This is a genomic window from Motilimonas cestriensis, assembly GCF_021295315.1.
GTDB classification, from domain to species: Bacteria; Pseudomonadota; Gammaproteobacteria; order Enterobacterales; family CBDFNC01; genus Motilimonas; species Motilimonas cestriensis.
The window spans coordinates 152,670-173,855 of sequence record NZ_JAIMJA010000004.1 but is presented as its reverse complement, the minus strand read 5'-3'; the positions used below and the strand labels follow the sequence as shown (position 1 = coordinate 173,855).

General features: G+C 45.0%; 33 protein-coding genes. 2 read left to right on the top strand and 31 right to left on the bottom strand.

Going from position 1 to position 21,186, the window contains the following annotated elements:
- Positions 1 to 114: 114 nt before the first annotated feature.
- The 24 genes from rpmJ to K6Y31_RS05425 all read right to left on the bottom strand — a co-directional run bounded on the left by rpmJ (position 115) and on the right by K6Y31_RS05425 (position 12,442).
- The gene (gene rpmJ, locus K6Y31_RS05540) at positions 115 to 228 is read right to left on the bottom strand and encodes a 50S ribosomal protein L36 (protein ID WP_232800689.1); all 114 of its coding nucleotides are present in this window, start codon (positions 226 to 228) and stop codon (positions 115 to 117) included.
- Between the two features lie 43 nt (positions 229 to 271).
- Positions 272 to 1,597, bottom strand: coding sequence for a preprotein translocase subunit SecY (secY, locus tag K6Y31_RS05535; protein WP_233051836.1), 1,326 nt, complete (start codon positions 1,595 to 1,597; stop codon positions 272 to 274).
- 6 nt (positions 1,598 to 1,603) lie between these two features.
- Positions 1,604 to 2,038: a 50S ribosomal protein L15 gene (gene rplO, locus K6Y31_RS05530; protein WP_233051835.1), complete on the bottom strand. Its 435-nt coding sequence runs from the start codon at positions 2,036 to 2,038 to the stop codon at positions 1,604 to 1,606.
- A gap of 3 nt (positions 2,039 to 2,041) precedes the next feature.
- Positions 2,042 to 2,221, bottom strand: coding sequence for a 50S ribosomal protein L30 (gene rpmD / locus K6Y31_RS05525; protein WP_232800692.1), 180 nt, complete (start codon positions 2,219 to 2,221; stop codon positions 2,042 to 2,044).
- A 6-nt stretch (positions 2,222 to 2,227) separates the two neighbouring features.
- Positions 2,228 to 2,728, bottom strand: a complete 501-nt coding sequence (gene rpsE, locus K6Y31_RS05520; RefSeq protein ID WP_232800693.1) for a 30S ribosomal protein S5 — start codon at positions 2,726 to 2,728, stop codon at positions 2,228 to 2,230.
- A 10-nt stretch (positions 2,729 to 2,738) separates the two neighbouring features.
- Positions 2,739 to 3,089, bottom strand: coding sequence for a 50S ribosomal protein L18 (gene rplR, locus K6Y31_RS05515; RefSeq protein WP_233051834.1), 351 nt, complete (start codon positions 3,087 to 3,089; stop codon positions 2,739 to 2,741).
- Between the two features lie 9 nt (positions 3,090 to 3,098).
- Entirely contained in the window at positions 3,099 to 3,632 is a 534-nt protein-coding gene (gene rplF / locus K6Y31_RS05510) for a 50S ribosomal protein L6 (protein ID WP_233051833.1), read from the bottom strand.
- A gap of 9 nt (positions 3,633 to 3,641) precedes the next feature.
- On the bottom strand, positions 3,642 to 4,034 hold the full coding sequence (gene rpsH, locus K6Y31_RS05505; RefSeq protein ID WP_233051832.1) for a 30S ribosomal protein S8: 393 nt from the start codon (positions 4,032 to 4,034) through the stop codon (positions 3,642 to 3,644).
- Between the two features lie 24 nt (positions 4,035 to 4,058).
- The gene (rpsN, locus tag K6Y31_RS05500) at positions 4,059 to 4,364 is read right to left on the bottom strand and encodes a 30S ribosomal protein S14 (RefSeq protein ID WP_232800697.1); all 306 of its coding nucleotides are present in this window, start codon (positions 4,362 to 4,364) and stop codon (positions 4,059 to 4,061) included.
- 11 nt (positions 4,365 to 4,375) lie between these two features.
- A complete protein-coding gene (gene rplE / locus K6Y31_RS05495) occupies positions 4,376 to 4,915 on the bottom strand; it encodes a 50S ribosomal protein L5 (RefSeq protein ID WP_232800698.1) in 540 nt (179 codons plus the stop codon).
- A 12-nt stretch (positions 4,916 to 4,927) separates the two neighbouring features.
- Complete coding sequence (gene rplX, locus K6Y31_RS05490; RefSeq protein WP_233051831.1) at positions 4,928 to 5,242, bottom strand: 50S ribosomal protein L24; 315 nt, start codon at positions 5,240 to 5,242, stop codon at positions 4,928 to 4,930.
- A gap of 15 nt (positions 5,243 to 5,257) precedes the next feature.
- Entirely contained in the window at positions 5,258 to 5,626 is a 369-nt protein-coding gene (gene rplN, locus K6Y31_RS05485) for a 50S ribosomal protein L14 (RefSeq protein ID WP_232800700.1), read from the bottom strand.
- 164 nt (positions 5,627 to 5,790) lie between these two features.
- Positions 5,791 to 6,039 (bottom strand): 30S ribosomal protein S17, encoded by a 249-nt coding sequence (gene rpsQ, locus K6Y31_RS05480; protein ID WP_233051830.1) that lies wholly within the window; start codon positions 6,037 to 6,039, stop codon positions 5,791 to 5,793.
- On the bottom strand, positions 6,039 to 6,230 hold the full coding sequence (gene rpmC, locus K6Y31_RS05475; RefSeq protein WP_232800702.1) for a 50S ribosomal protein L29: 192 nt from the start codon (positions 6,228 to 6,230) through the stop codon (positions 6,039 to 6,041). Before rpmC ends, rpsQ begins: the two co-directional genes overlap by 1 nt.
- On the bottom strand, positions 6,230 to 6,640 hold the full coding sequence (gene rplP / locus K6Y31_RS05470) for a 50S ribosomal protein L16 (RefSeq protein WP_232800703.1): 411 nt from the start codon (positions 6,638 to 6,640) through the stop codon (positions 6,230 to 6,232). The genes rpmC and rplP overlap by 1 nt, the downstream gene beginning before the upstream one ends.
- A gap of 12 nt (positions 6,641 to 6,652) precedes the next feature.
- Positions 6,653 to 7,342, bottom strand: coding sequence for a 30S ribosomal protein S3 (gene rpsC / locus K6Y31_RS05465; RefSeq protein WP_232800704.1), 690 nt, complete (start codon positions 7,340 to 7,342; stop codon positions 6,653 to 6,655).
- Between the two features lie 3 nt (positions 7,343 to 7,345).
- Positions 7,346 to 7,681 (bottom strand): 50S ribosomal protein L22, encoded by a 336-nt coding sequence (gene rplV / locus K6Y31_RS05460; RefSeq protein WP_232800705.1) that lies wholly within the window; start codon positions 7,679 to 7,681, stop codon positions 7,346 to 7,348.
- A 10-nt stretch (positions 7,682 to 7,691) separates the two neighbouring features.
- Positions 7,692 to 7,970: a 30S ribosomal protein S19 gene (gene rpsS, locus K6Y31_RS05455; protein WP_233051829.1), complete on the bottom strand. Its 279-nt coding sequence runs from the start codon at positions 7,968 to 7,970 to the stop codon at positions 7,692 to 7,694.
- Between the two features lie 15 nt (positions 7,971 to 7,985).
- Complete coding sequence (gene rplB, locus K6Y31_RS05450) at positions 7,986 to 8,813, bottom strand: 50S ribosomal protein L2 (RefSeq protein ID WP_232800706.1); 828 nt, start codon at positions 8,811 to 8,813, stop codon at positions 7,986 to 7,988.
- Between the two features lie 14 nt (positions 8,814 to 8,827).
- Positions 8,828 to 9,127, bottom strand: a complete 300-nt coding sequence (gene rplW / locus K6Y31_RS05445) for a 50S ribosomal protein L23 (protein ID WP_232800707.1) — start codon at positions 9,125 to 9,127, stop codon at positions 8,828 to 8,830.
- Positions 9,124 to 9,729, bottom strand: coding sequence for a 50S ribosomal protein L4 (rplD, locus tag K6Y31_RS05440; RefSeq protein ID WP_233051828.1), 606 nt, complete (start codon positions 9,727 to 9,729; stop codon positions 9,124 to 9,126). Before rplD ends, rplW begins: the two co-directional genes overlap by 4 nt.
- Positions 9,730 to 9,741: 12 nt before the next feature.
- Positions 9,742 to 10,380, bottom strand: coding sequence for a 50S ribosomal protein L3 (gene rplC / locus K6Y31_RS05435; RefSeq protein ID WP_233051827.1), 639 nt, complete (start codon positions 10,378 to 10,380; stop codon positions 9,742 to 9,744).
- A 24-nt stretch (positions 10,381 to 10,404) separates the two neighbouring features.
- Positions 10,405 to 10,716 (bottom strand): 30S ribosomal protein S10, encoded by a 312-nt coding sequence (gene rpsJ / locus K6Y31_RS05430; RefSeq protein ID WP_119909477.1) that lies wholly within the window; start codon positions 10,714 to 10,716, stop codon positions 10,405 to 10,407.
- A 235-nt stretch (positions 10,717 to 10,951) separates the two neighbouring features.
- Entirely contained in the window at positions 10,952 to 12,442 is a 1,491-nt protein-coding gene (locus tag K6Y31_RS05425) for a GGDEF domain-containing protein (protein WP_233051826.1), read from the bottom strand.
- A gap of 375 nt (positions 12,443 to 12,817) precedes the next feature.
- Between K6Y31_RS05425 and K6Y31_RS05420 the strand changes: the two genes are divergently transcribed.
- The gene (locus K6Y31_RS05420) at positions 12,818 to 14,959 is read left to right on the top strand and encodes a tRNA(Met) cytidine acetyltransferase TmcA (RefSeq protein ID WP_233051825.1); all 2,142 of its coding nucleotides are present in this window, start codon (positions 12,818 to 12,820) and stop codon (positions 14,957 to 14,959) included.
- Between the two features lie 11 nt (positions 14,960 to 14,970).
- On the opposite strand, the gene K6Y31_RS05415 is transcribed toward K6Y31_RS05420, so the two are convergent.
- The 4 genes from K6Y31_RS05415 to aroE form a co-directional block, all read right to left on the bottom strand.
- Complete coding sequence (locus K6Y31_RS05415; RefSeq protein ID WP_233051824.1) at positions 14,971 to 16,182, bottom strand: succinylglutamate desuccinylase/aspartoacylase family protein; 1,212 nt, start codon at positions 16,180 to 16,182, stop codon at positions 14,971 to 14,973.
- 81 nt (positions 16,183 to 16,263) lie between these two features.
- Positions 16,264 to 16,995, bottom strand: coding sequence for a 4-hydroxy-tetrahydrodipicolinate reductase (gene dapB, locus K6Y31_RS05410; protein WP_233051823.1), 732 nt, complete (start codon positions 16,993 to 16,995; stop codon positions 16,264 to 16,266).
- Positions 16,996 to 17,110: 115 nt separating this feature from the next.
- The gene (locus K6Y31_RS05405) at positions 17,111 to 17,374 is read right to left on the bottom strand and encodes a DUF1488 family protein (protein WP_233051822.1); all 264 of its coding nucleotides are present in this window, start codon (positions 17,372 to 17,374) and stop codon (positions 17,111 to 17,113) included.
- 13 nt (positions 17,375 to 17,387) lie between these two features.
- Positions 17,388 to 18,206 (bottom strand): shikimate dehydrogenase, encoded by an 819-nt coding sequence (aroE, locus tag K6Y31_RS05400; RefSeq protein ID WP_233051821.1) that lies wholly within the window; start codon positions 18,204 to 18,206, stop codon positions 17,388 to 17,390.
- A gap of 125 nt (positions 18,207 to 18,331) precedes the next feature.
- Between aroE and K6Y31_RS05395 the strand changes: the two genes are divergently transcribed.
- Positions 18,332 to 18,760, top strand: a complete 429-nt coding sequence (locus K6Y31_RS05395) for a group II truncated hemoglobin (RefSeq protein WP_233051820.1) — start codon at positions 18,332 to 18,334, stop codon at positions 18,758 to 18,760.
- 244 nt (positions 18,761 to 19,004) lie between these two features.
- Here the strand turns inward: K6Y31_RS05395 and hemF are convergent, their stop codons facing one another.
- The 3 genes from hemF to K6Y31_RS05375 all read right to left on the bottom strand — a co-directional run bounded on the left by hemF (position 19,005) and on the right by K6Y31_RS05375 (position 21,184).
- Complete coding sequence (gene hemF, locus K6Y31_RS05385; RefSeq protein WP_233051819.1) at positions 19,005 to 19,910, bottom strand: oxygen-dependent coproporphyrinogen oxidase; 906 nt, start codon at positions 19,908 to 19,910, stop codon at positions 19,005 to 19,007.
- 94 nt (positions 19,911 to 20,004) lie between these two features.
- The gene (locus tag K6Y31_RS05380; RefSeq protein WP_233051818.1) at positions 20,005 to 20,559 is read right to left on the bottom strand and encodes a DNA topoisomerase family protein; all 555 of its coding nucleotides are present in this window, start codon (positions 20,557 to 20,559) and stop codon (positions 20,005 to 20,007) included.
- Between the two features lie 151 nt (positions 20,560 to 20,710).
- Positions 20,711 to 21,184, bottom strand: a complete 474-nt coding sequence (locus tag K6Y31_RS05375) for a DUF494 family protein (RefSeq protein WP_233051817.1) — start codon at positions 21,182 to 21,184, stop codon at positions 20,711 to 20,713.
- Positions 21,185 to 21,186: the final 2 nt, after the last annotated feature.

Genomic DNA, 21,186 nt, shown 5'->3' with positions numbered 1-21,186 from the left:
CCATCTGCGAAAAGCCCGGTAGGATACTCAACAGATGACAAAATTGCAAGCAAAAAACAGCTCTGATGGTTTAATAACCATCAGGCTGCAATTCATCTCGATGAAATCTCTGACTTAGCCTTGGCGTTGTTTATGCTTTGGCTCACTGCAGATTACACGTACAACGCCGTGGCGTTTGATAACCTTACAGTTACGACAGATTTTCTTAACGGATGCACGAACTTTCATTGCATAACTCCGTAAACAAATAGCTTACCCTAAAAATCAGGTCTTAGCGACCATAACCTTTAAGATTTGCCTTTTTCAGGACGGATTCATATTGATGAGACATCAAATGCGTCTGTACCTGAGCCATAAAATCCATGATTACTACAACAATAATCAACAACGATGTTCCACCGAAGTAAAATTGTGTGTTCATTGTAATCATCATGAACTCGGGAACCAAACAGACAAAGGTAATATATAGTGCGCCAGCTAATGTTAGGCGAGTCATTACTTTGTCTATGTAGCGCGAAGTTTGTTCTCCGGGACGAATACCTGGAATAAAGGCACCGCTCTTCTTCAGGTTATCTGCTGTCTCGCGTGGATTAAACACAAGGGCAGTGTAGAAGAAGCAGAAGAAGATTATAGCGGCTGCATACAACATTGCATGTAGCGGCTGACCAGGCTGTAACGCAAGCGAAAACTCACCTAGCCATGCAAAACCTTCAGTCTGTCCGAACCATTGTGCAATGGTACCTGGAAACAAAATTACACTTGAAGCGAAGATAGCAGGAATTACACCGGCCATGTTTAACTTCAACGGTAGATGCGTGCTTTGAGCTGCAAATACCTTTCTACCTTGTTGACGCTTGGCATAGTTAACAACAATACGTCGCTGACCACGTTCAACAAACACCACAAAGTAGGTTACTGCAAAAACAATTGCTGCAAGCAAAAATAACAGTAACAAGTGTAATTCACCTTGACGAGCTTGCTCCGCCGTCTGACCAATGGCCGACGGAAGACCAGCAACAATACCTACGAAGATAAGGATCGAGATACCATTACCGATGCCACGTTCGGTGATTTGTTCACCTAGCCACATTAAGAACATCGTTCCTGTGACTAAACTGATTACAGCTGTCAAATAGAAGCTCATACCTGGATTAACAACCAGACCTGGGATCATATTTGGCAAACCAGTAGCAATACCAATTGCTTGGAATGTACCGAGCACCAATGTACCGTATCGGGTATATTGGCTAATCTTGCGTCGCCCTGACTCGCCTTCTTTCTTTAATTCAGCAAGTGGGGGGTGAACTACTGTTAGTAGTTGCACAATAATCGATGCCGAAATATACGGCATGATACCTAACGCAAGAATAGATGCACGTTCAAGCGCACCACCAGAGAACATGTTAAACATTTCAATGATGGTGCCTTTAGACTGCTGCATCAACTCAGCGAGGACAGCGGCGTCAATACCAGGAATTGGAATAAAGGAGCCCGTACGAAACACCAATATGGCACCTAGTACAAATAACAAGCGAGATTTAAGTTCACCTAAACCGCCTTGTGAGCCCTTCCCTTCTAACCCTGGTTTCTTAGCCATTTAATCTTATTCCTCGATTTTTCCGCCGACAGCTTCAATTGCAGCACGCGCGCCTTTAGTTGCCTTAAGGCCTTGTACTGTTACTTGGCGAGAAACCTCGCCAGACAATACAATTTTCGCGAACCGAATATTATCAGCAATGATACCGGCTTTTTTCAGAGTTTCTAGAGAAACTACATCACCTTCAACTTTCGCCAATTCACTTAGGCGAATTTCAGAAGTTACTAAACTCTTGCGAGAAGTAAAACCGAATTTAGGTAGACGTTGTTTCAAAGGCATTTGACCGCCTTCAAAACCTGGACGAACAGAACCGCCAGAACGAGACTTCTGACCTTTATGTCCGCGGCCACAGGTTTTACCTAGACCAGAACCGATACCACGACCTACACGTCTTGCTGCTGGTTTTGAACCTGCTGCTGGAGATAGAGTATTAAGTTTCATCAATTAATCCTCCACTTTAACCATGTAGTAAACTGAATTAACCATACCGCGAACAGAAGGAGTATCTTCTAGTTCAACAGTGTGGCCAATGCGGCGTAGACCTAAACCAGTTAACGTAGCTTTATGCTTCGGTAAACGGCCGATCGCGCTTTTAGTTTGAGTTACTTTAATCGTCTTAGCCATGGTCAATTACCCTAAAATCTGGTCAACAGTCAGACCACGCTTAGCTGCAACTTGCTCAGGAGCATTCATGCTCTCAAGCGCGTCGATAGTAGCGCGAACGATGTTGATTGGGTTAGTAGAACCGTAAGCTTTAGCAAGTACGTTTTGTACACCTACTACTTCTAGTACTGCACGCATCGCACCACCGGCGATGATACCTGTACCTTCAGATGCTGGCTGCATGTAAACTTTAGAGCCAGAGTGGCGACCCTTAATAGGGTGCTGAAGTGTAGTACCATTAAGCGTTACAGTCGTTAGATTACGGCGCGCTTTTTCCATAGCTTTCTGGATAGCTGCTGGCACTTCACGTGCTTTACCGTAACCAAAACCTACACGACCATTGCCGTCACCAACTACTGTTAGTGCCGTGAAGCTAAAGATGCGACCACCTTTAACTACTTTTGAAACTCGGTTAACTGCGATAAGTTTTTCGTTCAGTTCACCGGCTTGAGTTTGTTCTTTTGCCATGACCCGCCCCTTAGAACTGAAGACCAGCTTCACGAGCCGCTTCAGCTAATGCTGCAATGCGACCGTGATATTGAAAACCGCTGCGATCAAAAGATACTTTAGCAATACCTTTTTCTACAGCACGCTCAGCAACCAATTTACCGATTAGCTTAGCCGCTTCAACATTACCACCGTTTTTAACTTGACTAGCAACGTCTTTTTCAACTGTTGATGCAGTTGCAATAACTTTTGCTTCTGGCGAAATCACCTGCGCGTAAGTGTGGCGCGGAGTACGGTGAATCACCAGGCGAGTTGCTCCCAACTCTTGCAATTTCTTACGCGTGCGAGTTGCACGACGTAGACGAGATGCTTTCTTATCCATAGTGTTACCTTACTTCTTCTTAGCCTCTTTACGACGCACGTTTTCGTCAGCATAACGAACACCTTTACCTTTGTAAGGCTCTGGTGGACGGTAACCACGAATATCGGCGGCAACTTGTCCAATCAACTGTTTATCAGTACCTTTAAGTACGATTTCAGTATTTGATGGACACTCGGCAGTGATACCTTCAGGTAGTGCGTGCTCTACAGGGTGAGAGAAACCTAATGTAAGGTTTACTACTTTACCTTGAACAGCTGCACGGTAACCAACACCTAGTAGTTGAAGTTTGCGTTCGAAACCTTTCGAAACACCTTCAACCATGTTGTTAACGAGTGAGCGAGCAGTACCAGCTTGAGCACTTGCTCCAACTACACCCTCAACCCAAGAAAAAGTTAGTTTACCTTCTTCTTCTTTAACAACAACAGCGTTGTTAATAACACGGCTTAATGTACCGTTGTTACCTTTAACTGTGATTTCCTGGCCGTTAATTTTAACTTCTACGCCAGCTGGAATAGCAACAGGCGATTTAGCAACGCGTGACATATCTACTCCTTAAGCTACGTAACAGATGATCTCACCACCGATGCCGGCTTTACGCGCAGCACGATCGGTCATCACACCATTTGAAGTTGAAACAATTGCAACACCTAAGCCATCAAGAACTTTTGGTAGTTCTGAAGAGCTCTTATAGATGCGCAGACCTGGACGACTAACACGTTTAATGCTGTCGATAACTTTTTTACCTTGGAAGTACTTAAGAGTTACTTCCAATTCTGGTTTAGCTTCACCAACTACAGCGAAATCAGCGATGTAACCTTCCTCTTTAAGCACAGCAGCGATTGCTACTTTTTGCTTAGAAGATGGCATTTTCACTGCAACTTTGTTGGCCGCTTGACCGTTGCGAATGCGTGTTAGCATATCAGCAATAGGATCTTGCATGCTCATATTTGCTTACTCCGTGATAGTGGATTACCAACTAGCCTTTTTAAGGCCAGGAACTTCACCGCGCATCATGTGTTCACGCAGCTTAATACGGCTCATGCCGAATTTACGCAGGTAACCATGTGGGCGACCAGTAACGTTACAGCGGTTACGCTGACGACTCTTACTGGAATCACGAGGTAGCGTTTGTAGCTTAAGCACTGCAGCCCAACGGTCTTCATCTGATGTATTCACATCAGTGATCGCCGCTTTAAGCGCTGCACGTTGTTCAGCGTATTTGCTAACCAGTTTCTCACGTTTTGCTTCACGTGCTTTCATGGATTGTTTAGCCATAACCCTACACCTTATTTACGGAATGGGAAGTTGAATGCAGCTAACAGTGCACGACCTTCTTCATCTGAAGCAGCAGTAGTAGTGATAGTAATATCAAGACCACGTACTTTATCGACTTTATCGTAATCGATTTCAGGGAAGATGATTTGCTCGCGTACACCCATGCTGTAGTTACCACGGCCGTCGAATGACTTAGGATTCAAGCCGCGGAAGTCACGTACACGTGGTAGCGAAATGCTAACCAAGCGTTCGAAAAATTCCCACATCCGTTCACCGCGTAAGGTCACTTTACAACCAATAGGGTAGCCTTCACGGATCTTGAAGCCCGCAACAGATTTGCGCGCCTTGGTGATTAGTGGCTTTTGACCAGAAATTGCAGCCATATCAGCAGCCGCATTCTCTAGTGCTTTTTTATCAGCCAGAGCTTCACCAACACCCATATTTAGGGTGATCTTTTCAATCCGAGGGACTTGCATGACAGATTTGTAACCGAACTTCGTTTGAAGATCAGACGCTACTGTCTCTTTGTAAAAATCATGCAGTTTCGCCATCGTAAACTCCAATTACTTCACAGTTTCATTATTAGATTTAAAGAAACGAACTTTTTTGCCGTCTTCAAGTCTAAAACCAACACGATCTGCTTTACCCGTAGTAGGGTTAAGGACCGCAACGTTTGAAGCGTCAATTGCCGCTTCTTTTTCAACGATGCCACCGGCTACGCCCAATTGAGGGTTTGGCTTGGTGTGCTTCTTGATAGTATTTACGCCTTCGACGAACACTTTGCCGTTAGGTAGAACTTTGGTAACTTTACCTGTTTTACCTTTATCTTTACCGGCTAGTACGATCACTTCGTCGTCACGAATAATTTTTGCTGCCATTATTGACTCCGCCTTTTACAGTACTTCAGGTGCCAGAGACACAATTTTCATAAATTGCTCTGAACGAAGTTCACGAGTCACAGGCCCAAAGATACGTGTACCAATTGGTTGTTTGTTTGCATTCAAGATAACCGCAGCATTGCGGTCAAAACGAATCAAAGAACCATCAGGACGACGTACACCTTTTCTGGTACGCACTACCACAGCATTGTAAACATCACCTTTTTTAACTTTACCGCGAGGAATTGCTTCCTTAACAGTAACTTTAATGATGTCACCAATGGCTGCATAACGGCGGTGCGAGCCACCAAGGACCTTAATACACATTACGCTACGTGCGCCTGAGTTATCAGCCACGTCAAGCATACTTTGCATCTGGATCATTTCAGTGCTCCGCTATTATTACAACAAGATTTCAGCCTAATCTGAAATCATGGCTACCTTCCCTTTAGAGGGCGGCGCATTATAACACCACATTCTGGGAAAAGGTAGTATAAATAAAAAGCGGCCCCAATAAAGGCGCCGCTTTTTTTGAAAAAGCTCAAAAATTAAGCTTTTGCAATTACTTCAACCAATGTCCAAGACTTAGTCTTAGATAGAGGACGACATTCACGGATAATAACCCAATCGCCTTCAACACATTGATTTGTTTCGTCATGTACGTGTAGCTTAGTAGTACGCTTGATGAACTTTCCGTATAGCGGATGTTTCACTTTACGTTCAATCGCTACTGTGATGGACTTGTCCATCTTGTCGCTGATGACTTTCGCTCGAAGAGTACGAGTATTTTCGCTCATTACGCATCTGCCTTCTGAGTTAGCAAAGTTTTAACACGCGCGATGTTACGGCGTACTTCTTTTTGCAAGTGAGTTTGAGCCAATTGGCCTGTGCTCGCTTGCATGCGTAGGTTGAACTGCTCGCGTAATAGGCTTAACAGTTCAGCATTCAGCTCTTCAACGCTCTTAGTTTTAAGTTCGCTTGCTTTCATTACATCACCGTTCTAGTTACGAAAGTAGTACTGATAGGCAGTTTAGCAGCTGCTAGAGCAAATGCTTCACGTGCTATCGCCTCTGGAACGCCTTCCATTTCGTAAAGGACTTTACCAGGTTGAATTTGAGCAACCCAATATTCTACGTTACCTTTACCTTTACCCATACGAACCTCAAGAGGTTTTTCTGTAATAGGCTTATCAGGGAAAACGCGGATCCAGATTTTACCTTGACGCTTAACCGCACGAGTCATCGCACGACGTGCAGCTTCAATTTGACGCGCAGTCAAACGGCCACGTCCTGTCGCTTTAAGACCAAATTGGCCAAAGCTAACGTCTTGTCCTTTAGCTAGACCACGGTTACGACCGGTGTGCTGCTTACGGAATTTAGTACGTTTTGGTTGCAACATTTCTGAATCTCCTTACTTACCACGGCCTTTGCGTTTAGGCTTGGCAGGTGCTTCTGGTTGACCACCTAATGGTAGCGCGCCAAGAACTTCACCTTTAAAGATCCAAACCTTAACACCAATGATACCGTAAGTAGTTAAAGCTTCAGACGTCGAGTAATCGATGTCTGCACGTAGTGTATGTAGAGGCACACGACCTTCACGATACCACTCAGTACGTGCGATTTCAGCACCACCAAGACGACCACTTACTTCAACTTTGATACCTTTAGCACCAAGACGCATTGCATTTTGAACTGCGCGCTTCATAGCACGACGGAACATAACACGACGCTCTAGCTGAGAAGAGATGCTGTCAGCTACTAGCTTGGCATCTAACTCTGGCTTACGCACTTCGGAAATGTTGATTTGTGCAGGTACACCAGCCATTTTAGCCACTGCATTGCGCAATTTTTCTACGTCTTCGCCTTTCTTACCAATAACAACACCAGGACGAGCAGTGTGAATAGTCACACGGATACTCTTAGCTGGGCGTTCAATAGTAATTTTAGACAATGACGCATTTTTCAGTTCTTTAGTAAGGAACTGACGCACTTCGAAATCACCGTATAGGTTAGCAGCGAAGTCTTTTTCGGCATACCAGGTAGAGCTAAAAGGCTTAGTGATACCTAGGCGAATACCGTTAGGATGTACTTTCTGACCCATTACTTATCCCCTGTCCGATACCACAATTGTGATGTGGCTTGAACGCTTAAGAATGCGATCAGCACGGCCTTTAGCACGAGGCATAATACGCTTCATGGTTGGACCTTCATCAACAAAAATTTTGGCAACTTTTAGTTCATCAATATCAGCGCCTTCATTGTGCTCAGCGTTAGCAATAGCAGAATCAAGAACCTTCTTAACTAAATCAGCAGCTTTTTTGTCGCTGAAAGTTAAAATGTTTAGCGCTTTTTCAACTGGTAGACCACGGATCTGGTCAGCAACTAGACGTGCTTTTTGCGCCGAAGTACGAGCAAACTTATGTTTAGCTAAAGCTTCCATTATCTACTCCTTACTTCTTCTTCGTTTTCTTATCTGCGACATGGCCGCGATAAGTACGAGTTGGTGCAAACTCACCCAATTTTTGGCCGATCATTTCATCGGTTACAAATACTGGTACGTGCTGACGACCATTATGGACAGCGATGGTCAAACCAATCATATCTGGAATGATCATTGAACGACGGGACCAAGTCTTAACAGGCTTTTTGTCACCGCTTTCCAACGCTTTCTCTACCTTCTTCAACAAGTGTAGGTCAATAAATGGACCCTTCTTGAGAGAACGTGGCATGGCGTATTCCTCTAATTATTTCTTATTACGACGACGTACAATGTACTTATCAGTACGCTTGTTCGAACGAGTCTTGTAGCCCTTGGTTGGCACACCCCATGGTGAAACAGGATGACGACCACCAGAAGTACGACCTTCACCACCACCGTGTGGGTGATCAACCGGGTTCATTACAACACCACGTACTGTAGGGCGAACACCGCGCCAGCGGCTTGCACCAGCTTTACCTAGACGGCGAAGCATGTGCTCAGCGTTACCAACTTCACCAATCGTCGCGCGACAATCTGACTGAACTTTACGCATTTCGCCAGAGCGAAGACGTAGCGTTACATAGTCACCATCACGAGCGATGATTTGTGCGTAAGCACCTGCTGAACGTGCTAATTGAGCACCTTTGCCTGGTTTCATCTCAACCGCGTGCACAGTAGAACCTACTGGGATATTACGCATAGGAAGAGCGTTACCTGCTTTGATTGGCGCATCAATACCAGATAGTAGTGCATCGCCAGCTTGAACACCCTTAGGTGCTAAGATGTAACGACGCTCACCGTCTGCATAAAGTACTAGTGCGATATTCGCAGTACGGTTTGGATCATATTCCAAACGCTCTACTTTTGCAGGGATGCCATCTTTATTACGTTTAAAGTCGATTACACGATAGTGTTGCTTATGACCACCACCGATGTGACGAACTGTAATACGACCGCCGTTGTTACGACCACCAGACTTAGACTTAGTCTCAAGTAGTGGTGCGTATGGCTTGCCTTTGTACAGGTCGTTGTTTACCACTTTAACGACGTGGCGACGACCTGGAGATGTAGGCTTACATTTTACAATAGCCATTGATAAAGTTCCTCTTACTCAGCGCCAGCGAAATCGATTTCAGCACCGTCTGCCAGAGTCACGTAAGCCTTTTTCCAATCGGAACGACGGCCTACACGTTGACCATGACGCTTGGTTTTACCCTTAACAACAAGAGTGCTAACGCCAGTCACTTCAACTTCAAACAGTTTTTCAACTGCTGCTTTGATTTCTGCTTTAGTTGCAGTAGTTGCAACTTTGAACACAACTGTGTTGTCTAGTTCAGCAGAACGAGTGCTCTTCTCAGAGATATGTGGAGCACTCAGTACTTTCAGTAAACGTTCTTCACTGATCATGCTAAAGTCTCCTCAATCTTCTTAACTGCAGCAGCAGTAACAAGAACTTTCTCAAAGCCGATTAGGCTAACAGGGTCGATACCAGCAGCATCACGTACGTCAACTTTGTATAAGTTGCGCGCAGCTAGGAACAAGTTCTCATCTACTTCTTCAGTGATGATAAGAACGTCGTTTAGCTCAAGCTCTTTTAGCTTAGCTACTAGCTCTTTAGTCTTAGGTGTATCAACACCGAAGCTTTCTACTACCACTAGACGATCTTGGCGAACAAGTTCAGAAAGGATGCTTTGAACCGCACCACGATACATTTTCTTGTTAACTTTTTGGCTGTGGTCCTGTGGACGCGCAGCAAAAGTTACACCACCAGAACGCCAGATTGGGCTCGCTTGGCTACCAGAACGTGCGCGGCCAGTACCCTTTTGACGCCAAGGTTTTTTACCCGTACCAACGATCTCTGCACGAGTCTTTTGTTTACGTGTACCTTGACGAGCACCTGCAGCGTATGCAACGACAACCTGATGAATCAGGGCTTCGTTGAATTCACGTCCGAAGGTAGTTTCGGAAACTTCAAGAGCGCTTTGCGCGTCTTTCAATACCAATTCCATTACTATCTCCTGTTACGCTTTGACGGCAGGTTTGATGATGACGTCAGCGTTGATTGCGCCTGGTACCGCACCTTTTACAAGGATAAGGTTACGCTCAGCGTCAACACGAACAACTTCTAGGTTCTGAGTTGTTACACGAACAGCACCCATGTGACCAGCCATTTTCTTGCCTTTAAATACGCGACCTGGAGTTTGACATTGGCCAATTGAACCTGGTGCACGATGGGCAAGAGAGTTACCGTGAGTCGCATCTTGAGTACGGAAGTTCCAACGCTTAACAGCACCTTGGAAACCTTTACCTTTAGATTGACCAGTAACATCTACTTTGTTTACTTCGTTGAAATTATCAACGTTCAGCTCAGCACCCACTTGGATGTCTGCGCCTTCATTGTCTGCAAGACGAAATTCCCACAAACCGCGACCTGCATCAACACCAGCTTTAGCGAAAATACCTGCTTGAGGTTTATTTACGCGGCTTGCTTTTTTGGTGCCGGTGGTCACTTGAATTGCGCTGTAACCGTCAGTTTCTAGGCCTTTGACCTGAGTAACGCGGTTAGCAGTACATTCAATTACCGTAACTGGAATAGAAACGCCATCTTCAGTGAAGATGCGAGTCATACCAACTTTACGACCAACTAGACCGATTGTCATTGTTATAACCTCTTTCTCTTCCGTTTAGCCCAAGCTGATTTGAACGTCAACACCAGCGGCTAGATCTAGCCTCATTAGTGCGTCAACAGTCTTGTCAGTTGGCTCTACGATATCAATCAAGCGCTTGTGCGTACGAATTTCGTACTGATCACGCGCATCTTTGTTTACGTGCGGAGAAACCAGTACAGTAAAGCGTTCTTTACGAGTAGGCAGTGGAATCGGACCACGAACCTGAGCACCCGTGCGCTTTGCAGTTTCAACGATTTCCGCTGTAGAGTTATCGATCAGTCTGTGATCAAACGCTTTCAGGCGGATACGGATTCTTTGGTTCTGCATGGACCAAGGCTCCAATAGTTAAAAACATAAAAAAAACTCCACCAATCTACTTTACTTAAAATAAGTGATTAGTGAGGCTTAAACCATTAGCCACCCAAATCGGGGGCTCTGTGTGGCCAGTAATTCTGGCAGGGAGCTATTGCTCCACTTACTCTATTAGCAAGTGGAGCGCATTATACAGAGATATGGTGAATTTGCAATCGATGGAATGAAGTTAATTGTAGATTTTTGCAGCTTACGATTTCAGTTGCCCATATTCAGCCTGAACTGAAATATTACGTCCCGTCTGCTTTGCTTGATACAAGGCCTGATCGGCAATGCAAATCAGGTTTTTAAAAGGCATACCATTCACGGGTTGAATACAAACATGCCCCAAACTAATCGTTACTCTTTCTTTAATTCCATTTTCTGGATGTAAGATATTGAGCTGCTCAATTTTTTTACGACAAAGCTCTGCCAATACAGCTGTTTGCTCGGCACTGATACCAGGGCAAAGTAGGACGATTTCCTCTCCACCATAACGGGCAACGAGGTCTTTATTACCATTGACACATTCTTTTAAGGTTTGCGAAATACGTTGCAAACAAACATCACCTTCAGGATGACCGAACCTATCATTGTATTGCTTAAAGAAATCCACATCGATCAAAATTAACGAGATGTTGCTACGTTCACGCAGGGCGTTAATCCATTCTGACTCTAATCGTTCATCAAACGCTCGGCGGTTTGCTAAACCAGTCAATGAGTCAATCGCTGAAACCAGCTGAAGCGCAGAGTTAGCATCAGCCAAAGCGCGATAAGCTTGCGCCAGTTCGGTGGTACGCTCACGCACTCTCAACTCAAGCTCTCTATTAAGTAACATAACCTGCTCTTCGGCTTGCTTGCGCATAATCATTTGCGCGACCGTGGTAGCGAGAAGAATGAGCACTTCTTTTTGGTAATCTGGTAGCGGTTTATGATTAATAAAGTTGTCGCAGGCAATCCAACCTATCGTTTCATCACCATGCCATAAGGCAATCATCGCATTCCAGCCTGAGCCTATTTCCTTGGTGTCATGTAAAATAGGCGCATCATGCCACACGCTCAAATAGTCCTTTCGCGTTAATGCTTCTTGCACAAAGGGGACATTTGGAATGTTGTTTTGAAAATAGCTCTCATCAACAACCTCCCCTTGCTCGTTGGTACCATAAGTACCAAAATACATATCACGCTCGGTATCCATAATGAATACCGCCATACGATCAATATCAAGCCGAGTGGTGCCAGCCTCTACTGTATGGCGATACAATTCATCTAATGAATATAACTTAGATAGCTCAATGGTGATTTCATGTAGCTCTTTCAATTGCCCAGAAAAAGCCGCTGTTTGCTCGTCAGATTTAGCTAACGCCAGCTCCTTACGCTGTAGCTCTGATTGCTGAGTCTGATGTATTAGCGACAAACGGTAATTGTCCAACCCAAAACTAAGGGCCGCTAGTAAGTGCTCATTTACTTTTACCGATGTTCCCTTTTTCGCCTCGACAATTAATAAACCAATAATACCTTGTTGGTTTTCTAAAGGCAGGATCCCATCCACTCTTTTGCCTTCATTGATCACCGAATAACATGACATTAAAGGAAAGTCAGGCTCTTGGTATACCGATAAAGGCGTAGAAAAATACTGCACACCTTCATTAGAGTTAGCACGCGCGACTAAATATAAACTTTGATCATCAACCAATAACAAAGTACAGCCCTGATATAGGCTTGATAAGCTACCTAAGCCAGAATGACAGAAGCTTTCGAACCCCTTTGTTCTCGGTATATGTTGAACTAATGTTTGAAACATAAGATAAGTACGCGCATCCTTCGCTAAGTATGAAACCCGCTAACGGAACAGCGGTTTTAGCCATATTATCAAAGCGCTAGATACCAGTTAATTAATCCAACCTGAAATGAGACCTTCATCAATAAATAAGCACAAAATAATCATCAGTCCAAAAGTGTGGGCCTCTCTACATACATTCCATATTCTCGCATTCACTGCCATTTTCCAATATAGTGTCTGCCGTCTTAGGCAGGTAACCCAAATCAGGCGTTTTGTACAACAGGTGACATCATATTGAACTTACTTCCTTTGATTAATGTACTCATAAAACATGCGCAGCAGACCAATCATCGCCGCTTAGTTGTGATCAGCGGTGAACAAACATGGGCACATCAAACCATCCACCCCTGTATCGCGCCTGAATCTATTTTTGTTGGCTCTCACCGCCCCGCTGTTACCCTGCCCGCATCGGTTCGCCACTGTCAAGCAAACAAAACTCATCAGCTACTTGGCCAACAATGCTCACAACTCATCATCGACGCCTACGGCGGATTGTCAGCGGACGCGATTGGTGCAATGAGTGGCACGTTAACTGGCGGCGGACTATTCATCCTTATTTGCCCGCCACTGGATACATGGCCAAATTACCACGACCCGGATTACCAACGATTTATTTCCGCGCACTCACCTAGGCCCAAGCACAGCTTATTTTTGGCTCGTTTGGTGGCACTGTTGCAGCAAGATAGAAATGTAACCATCGTTGAGCAAGGCAAACCTCTCCCCCAAATTGACAGCGTAATGGGTACAGCAACAACTGCAGTAGCGGAATATCAAGCACCTTATAAAAATTCAGAACAAGCGGATGCTGTCGCACTGATCCATAAAGTGACCACCGGTAGAGCCAACCGCCCTTTGGTATTGACTGCCGATCGTGGTCGAGGCAAGTCAGCAGCACTCGGTATTGCGGCAGCGCAATTACTCAGTCAGCGCCAACAAATTGAAATAGCGCTCACCGCGCCCTCACCCCAAGCGGTACAAAGTGTGTTTGAGCTCGCTCAAGCCAACTTACCCGCAGCAGAAAGGGTTGGCAACAAGTTAAGCTACCAAGGAAATACCCTTACATTTTTTGCTCCCGACCAACTGCTTTTAGAACAGCCAGAAGCAACATTACTGCTCATTGATGAAGCGGCAGCTCTACCTATTCCTTTACTGCAACAGCTTCACCAGAATTACAAACGGGTGGTGTTTTGTTCAACTTTGCATGGTTATGAGGGCTCGGGACGAGGCTTCAGTCTTAAATTTATCCCCTATTTACAACGCGCTTCAAACGGGTATAAACAAACCCATCTCAAATCACCGATTCGCTGGGCTGAGGACGATCCAGTCGAGGCATTGATTTTTAATGCTTTATTACTCGATGCGCAGCTACCATCATTGAGCTTAACCCAACAAGATGAAGAGCTGGTTGTACGTCAGGTTATGCCACAAGAGCTAAGTAACAACGAAGCATTGCTGCGCGCTATTTTTTCGTTATTAGTATGCGCTCATTATCAGACCAAGCCGTCAGATTTAAGAGCGTTGCTGGATAACCCTGGTATTCAGATAATGGTACTGCAGCAAGGGCAAGGAATTATCGGCGCCGCCATTATTAGTAGTGAAGGTCAATTATCAGCGTCATTAAGCCAAGACGTTTATCACGGAAAAAGGCGCATTCAAGGTCATTTAATTCCCCAATCGCTGCTATTTCATAGTGGACAGCAAGCCGCAGGCGCTAAACATTATGCCCGTATTATGCGCATTGCTATTCACCCTAGCCTACAACAGCAGGGCTTAGGTCGCTATCTAGTTAAACAACTCAGTAAATGGGCTAGCGAACAAGGATATGATTTTCTCGGCTCTAGCTTTGGTTTAACCCTTGAACTCGGTCTATTCTGGCAGCGTTTAGGCTTTCAGCTCGCGCATTTAGGTTTAACGCAAGATAGCGCCAGCGGGTGTTATAGTGCATTAATGTTAATGCCATTAACCGCCGAGCAGGCCCCTTGGCTATTCCAGTGCCAAGAGCGCCTATTTAATCAACTTGGCGATTATTTTTGCGGACCATTCAAACACCTAACACCCGAGCTGGCTTGTTTTATTATAAATAGCCATCACACCCCCGCCCCAACTGACTTAATCAAAGATATTCAGACCTATGTGCAATATCACCGTCCGCTAGCATTTATCTTGCCCAATATTAAAAAGTGGCTAATTAAGCATGGGCGTGCTGAAGATGCCTCACCTTCAGAACAAGCCCTCTTAGCTCGGCTTATTTTGCAACAGCAAGGTTGGGCTAGTAGTATCAAGGACTCGTCGTATAGCGGCAAAAAAGAAGCAGAGGCAAGTCTTAAAGCGTGCTTGCAGCGATACCTTAACAAAGGCCCCGATTACGACAACTAAATGAACGGCACTTAGCCATCCATTTCCTCAGCATCATCGGATTCAACATCGCCGCCTTCCACTTCTGGCCCCCCATCTAATGCCTCTTTAGTGCCTTCCTGAATGTCTTCTTGATGTTGTTTTTGCTCTACTTGCTCCGGTGTCGTATTAATCGCCAAGTGAAAAACGGCAAAACCAGGATAAACAAACTGATTGATTGCTTTGCCAATTACCGTGCTATTTGACTCAGCTCGCACACGAAACGCAGCATTAGTGACGGGATCGGTTACCGTACCGAGGATATCACCTTTTTTAATACTGGCCCCAAGCGCAACATTACTCACAAAAATACCACTGTGATCTGAGCGCAGCCAAAATGATTCAACATAAATAGGTTGCACGTTACCACCACGATAGGGCTCTGGCAGCATATCCATGCTACGCATCAAACGTTTTATCGCAGCCACCCCGACCGATACACTGTCTAAATCGAGGCTCATCGGTGCCCCTAACTCCATAGTGACAGCTGGAATACCATGCTCCATCGCAGCGCCGCGCAAGGTACCGGCACTGGCTTTACTTTGCACTATGGTAATGTCGCCAAAACCTCGACTAAATTCAGCCAATGGCGGATGGCTTAAGTCAGCCCGTATTTGCGGCAAGTTAGTGCGATAAAACGAGCCAGTATGAAGGTCGACTAACGCATCACAATGGGTGATAACTTGACTAAAAAAGGAATGAGCAATACGTGACGCCGACGCTCCTTCAGTAGAGCCAGGAAAATAACGATTCAGATCGCGGCGATCTTTGAGGTAGCGTGATGAATTATGAAAGCCATCTAAATTCACGATCGGTACACCAATCACCGTGCCTTTAAGCTTTTTGGTATCTAATGGGTGTACCACTTGTCGGGTGATTTCAATACCATTTAACTCATCGCCATGCACCGCCGCGGTTAAACATAATGTGGGACCGGGCCGAGCGCCACTCGCCACCAATACTGGCGTACCGAGATCTATCCCGGTAAATGATTGCTCACTTGACCATGACAGAGTGCGAAAACTGTTTGGCTTGATCGTCGTTCCGAGTAACGTAAGGTTAGATTTAACTTCCTCGGCGTGAGCGTTAGGCGGCTCAATCTTAATCGACTCATGTGATTTGACCGTAACTTTAGGTGGATTATCAACAATCTCAGTTGCCCACGCAGAGATAGGCAGGAGCACAAGAGCTAAATATTTTTTCATCTTAACGCCTTAATCATCTACAAAAAAGGACTGAAAAAACAGTCCTTAGTCATTATTTTTACTGGTATTAAAAATGCTTATTTAGTCCATTAAATGCTCTAGGCCATAAACTAATTGCTGGCGCGTCATCACTTGCTTACACGCTAGGCAAATGCCCGGCATAAATGATTCACGATGTTGTGAGTTATGCTCAATTTTCAGGGTTTCACTTAAGCCGCCAAAAAATACCGTTTGCTGCGCAACCACACCCGGTAAGCGAATAGAGTGTAATGGCACGTCGTGTAAGTTAGCGCCGCGAGCTCCTTCAATTAACTCTTTATCCGAGGTTGGCAACGGTGCTTTCGTACGTGCTGCTGCAATTAGCTCGACCGTGCGAACGCCAGTACCTGAAGGGCTCTCTTCCTTTTGCGGACTATGCGCTTCAATGACTTCAACATCGGGTAAATATTTCGCCGCTTCCGCAGCAAACTTCATCATCAGCACGGCGCCGACTGAAAAATTTGGGGCAATCAGACCACCTAGTTTTTTCTCTTTCGACAGCGCAACTAGTTCATCAACTTGATGCTGCTGGAAACCACTGGTGCCAATGACTGGTCGAGCGCCCGCATTCAATATAATTTGCGTGTTGTTAAAACCGGCTGATGCCGCGGTTAAATCGACGACCACTTCGGCTTGGCATTGCGCGATCTTAGCAGCAAGGTCATCACCAAAGTCCGCTTCACCAACTAAGGTTAATTCAGGATCGTTATTGATCGCCTTAACCGCTTCACTGCCCATTCGGCCCTTGGCACCATTTACTAATACTTTAACCACGCTACTCTCCTCAATTACTGTATCTGCTTCACTGCATCTTTCATTTTGCTCAGGTTAATAATCTTAAGCTAACTTGTCTATAACGCTTATCACCCACGGCGCTCAAATATTGCTATCACGTTAAGCTAATGTCGCCATTAGTATCAAAGTCTTCATTAGCTATTTTTTCTTCGACTAATTCTTCTAAGTCAAAACGTAACTGCTCGAATAAAGCTAATACACTGGCGGCTGATGAATCCACTAGCTCACCGTGCTGCGTCAAAAAATTCAGGCTTACATGACATTGAATAAGCTGCCCGCCATTTAACGCGGGGAACACGACGATGCCTTTCGCTTCATGCCATTGCTGTTGATCTGGAAATTGAATACTTTGGTTCATCTCAATTCACCTGCTATACCGCTAAGTTACGACGCAACTCAGCCATCACTTGCTTGCTGCCAGGGCGAATACCGCGCCATACCGCAAAGCTTTCTGCCGCCTGACCCACCAACATGCCTAAACCATCAAGTGTTAAACGTGAACCAGCCGCTTTCGCCCATGCTAAAAACACCGTATCACCCGCGCTATACATCATGTCATAAACCGCTGTTTCAGGACGCACAAGGCTAGACTCAATCGGCGGTAAATCGCCCGATAAGCTCGCTGACGTGGAGTTAATGATTAAATCAAAGTCGCCACTTAAACTAGAAAATTCTGCGGCGCTAATATTGCCTTTCTCGGCAAAGATGTCAGCTAAGGTTTGCGCCTTACTAAAAGTGCGATTAGCAATGATTAACTCGGCGGGTTGCTCATCTAATAAAGGACCACATACGCCACGCGCTGCGCCGCCAGCTCCTAACAGTAAAATACGCGCACCTTGGATATCAACATGAAAGTTCTTTAAATCTTGAACCAAGCCAGCCCCGTCGGTGTTATCACCAATGACGAGGTTATCGTCGGTTAGTTTTAACGTATTGACCGCACCTGCTAACTGGGCACGAGGGGTGAGAATATCCGCCGCAGCAAACGCTTGCTCTTTAAACGGCACCGTCACATTACAACCTTTGCCACCGGCGGCAAAGAAACGCTTTAACTCACCCGCAAAGTCATCTAAAGGTGCCGCGATGGCTTGATAACTGATATCCTCATGTGTCTGGCGAGCAAACAAAGTGTGAATAAAAGGTGACTTACTGTGACCGATGGGATTACCAAATACTGCGTACTTATCCATGTTCTACCTTTTTGATCGTTAATTCGAGATTCGATAGCTTGATGCTGATGAGCCGATAATCGATAAATCTGGTGCGGCTAAACCGCTACTGCCGTTATTATTCCATTTACAGCAAAATGTTAACAATGAATTTGATAAAAAAACTGTTTCCAAAAAAAGTCGAAACAACACCTGTTGAACCATTAACTGCCTATCAATTACTCGGCGGAGAAGCGGGAGTGCGCGCACTGGCCAATGATTTTTATGACATTATGGAATCAGCACCAGAAGCGGCGGACTTATATGCTATCCACCCATTACCTTTAGATGCCATTAGACAAAAGTTCTTTGAGTTTTTATCGGGCTGGACCGGTGGGCCACCGTTGTTTGAGGAAAAATATGGCCACCCACGTTTAAGAGCGCGTCATTTACCCTTCAAGGTCGACTGTAAAATGCGCGATCAATGGATGTTTTGCATGAACAAAGCGCTTGATCGCCAAGTGGGTAACGTTGAAGTACGAGAGCAAATGCGCGCCTCGTTAGATCAACTCGCTAGCCATATGCGTAATCAATAATATTCAGCTAGGTAGGTTAATTTAAAGACGCGTTAGAGACTGCGACGTGTTTTGCTGCGATTTAGCGAAAAAACACGCCGTGTTCGATATTTGTTAGCAACAGTTACAACCAATCTCGTGGCACTAAATATTGCGCTAGCTTGGCCTCTAAACTGTCTGGCTCGATTTGCAGATTGTACTCCCAACGAGCTCGTATTGACGGCATCGACATTTAAGCTGCATATAACGCAGCTTTAACACTCGCTTACAACCAATCTCGTGGCACTAAATATTGCGCTAGCTTGGCCTCTAAGCTATTAGGTTCAACCTGTAGATTGTATTCCCAGCGAGCCAGCGGTGGCATCGACATTAAAATCGATTCCGTGCGACCACCACTTTGTAAACCAAACAAGGTGCCGCGATCCCAAACCAAGTTAAATTCTACATAGCGGCCACGACGGTATAATTGGAACTGGCGTTGCTGCTCGGTGTATGGGGTATCTTTTCGACGCGCCATAAGCGGCAAATAAGCATCACAATAGCCATTGCCTACCGCTTGTATAAATGCAAAGCAATCTTCAAATGGCCACTGATTCAAATCATCAAAAAACAGCCCACCCACACCACGGGTTTCATTGCGGTGTTTTAAGAAAAAATACTCATCACACCACTTCTTATAATCGCCATAGACATGCTCACCAAACGGCTGGCATAAATCATGGGCCACTTGATGCCAATGTTGGCAATCTTCATCCACGGGATAAAATGGCGTGAGGTCAAAACCACCACCAAACCACCACACCGGATCTTCACCGTCTTTTTCTGCAATAAAAAAACGTACATTGGCATGGGAGGTAGGCACATGAGGGTTGTTAGGGTGGATCACTAAAGACACCCCCATCGCTTCAAAACGTCGACCTGCTAATTCAGGCCGATGAGCAGTTGCAGAGGCCGGCATTTTATCGCCAGAGATATGGGAAAAATTAACCCCACCTTGCTCAATAACGGCGCCATTTCGTAACACGCGGGTGCGACCGCCGCCGCCTTCTTCACGTTGCCATTTATCTTCAATAAACACACCCGAGCCATCGGCTTGCATTAATGATTCACAAATTTGATCTTGTAGCTTAAGTAAGTAGACTTTTACTTGGGCTTTATCTGGCAATGCCATTTACAACTGTCCTTCTTTTTCAATACGGCGTCGAGGTTTTAATCAATATTTTTTCTAACGGCAAACTCGCAACGCACTCTTTCATTATGGCGGGTTAAAAGGTTTCGCTTTTATACTTACATGATTTTTGAGGACACACTAAACGCAGTCCAGCAGCGGTTTTTTTCTCAGTCAAGATGCCCCAGCCACAATCTGGACAAGGCTGCGCCACAGGTTTTTCATTCACCGCATACTTACACTTAGGGTAGCTGTCGCAAGCATAAAATAGCTTACCAAAGCGAGATTTTCGCTGCACTAAACGACCGGATTTGCAATTGGGGCAAGTGATATCGGTTTTATCCGCATGGGCTAATGATTCGATGTGGTGGCAGTCTGGAAAAGCAGTACAACCAATAAACATACCATAACGGCCTTGTTTGATAGCTAATTCACTATGACATTCAGGGCAGTCACTACCAGCAAGCACTTTCGTAATATCGCCATGATGATGTAAGGCGCGCTTGTAATCACATTGCGGGTAACTGCTACAACCAAGAAAGGGTCCATGTTTACTGTTTTTCATCTGCAGTAAACCGCCACATTCCGGGCAGGCTTCTTTTTCTAAAGCATGTTCATGTGCAGAAAATAACGAGTGATCGATTTTGGACACTTAAGCCTCTTTAGTGAATAAAAAACATGCAGATTCTAACAAACTAAGATTAACTCTGGCAGTCAATTTTTAGGGATAGTGCAATTAGATGTAAAGCAAGCTGGGGACGGGGAAGGGAAAGGCAGGCCTTTCCTCTACACCCGGAAGTTAATTAATGTAAAGGACCTTCATTAACATCGAATAACAAATCTTCCATTTGTTGATAGGCGTTTTCACTGCCAGGCACATTAAATAGTACCATCAGCACAACCCATTTCAGATCTTCAATATCAAATTCGTTGTTATCTAACTCCATCACTCTATCGATAACCATCTCTCTGGTTACAGAACTAAGGAGTTTTATCTGTTCCAAATATAATAAGAATCCTCGGCACTCTGTATCGAGGCGAGTCATCTCTTCCTGAGTGTAAATTCGAATTGAGTTTTGTACATCGCGACAAAGATATGGATTCTCATCACTGTTTTGTAAATCAGCCAGTTTTTCTAGCCAATCCAATGCTTTGTATATCTCTTCTTGATGAAAACCCGCTCGGGTTAGTTCTTCGGTAAGTTCCTCCTGATCCACTAATAATTCAGCATCGCTGTGTATATATGTTTCAAAAAGGTACATGAGGATGTCGAACATAA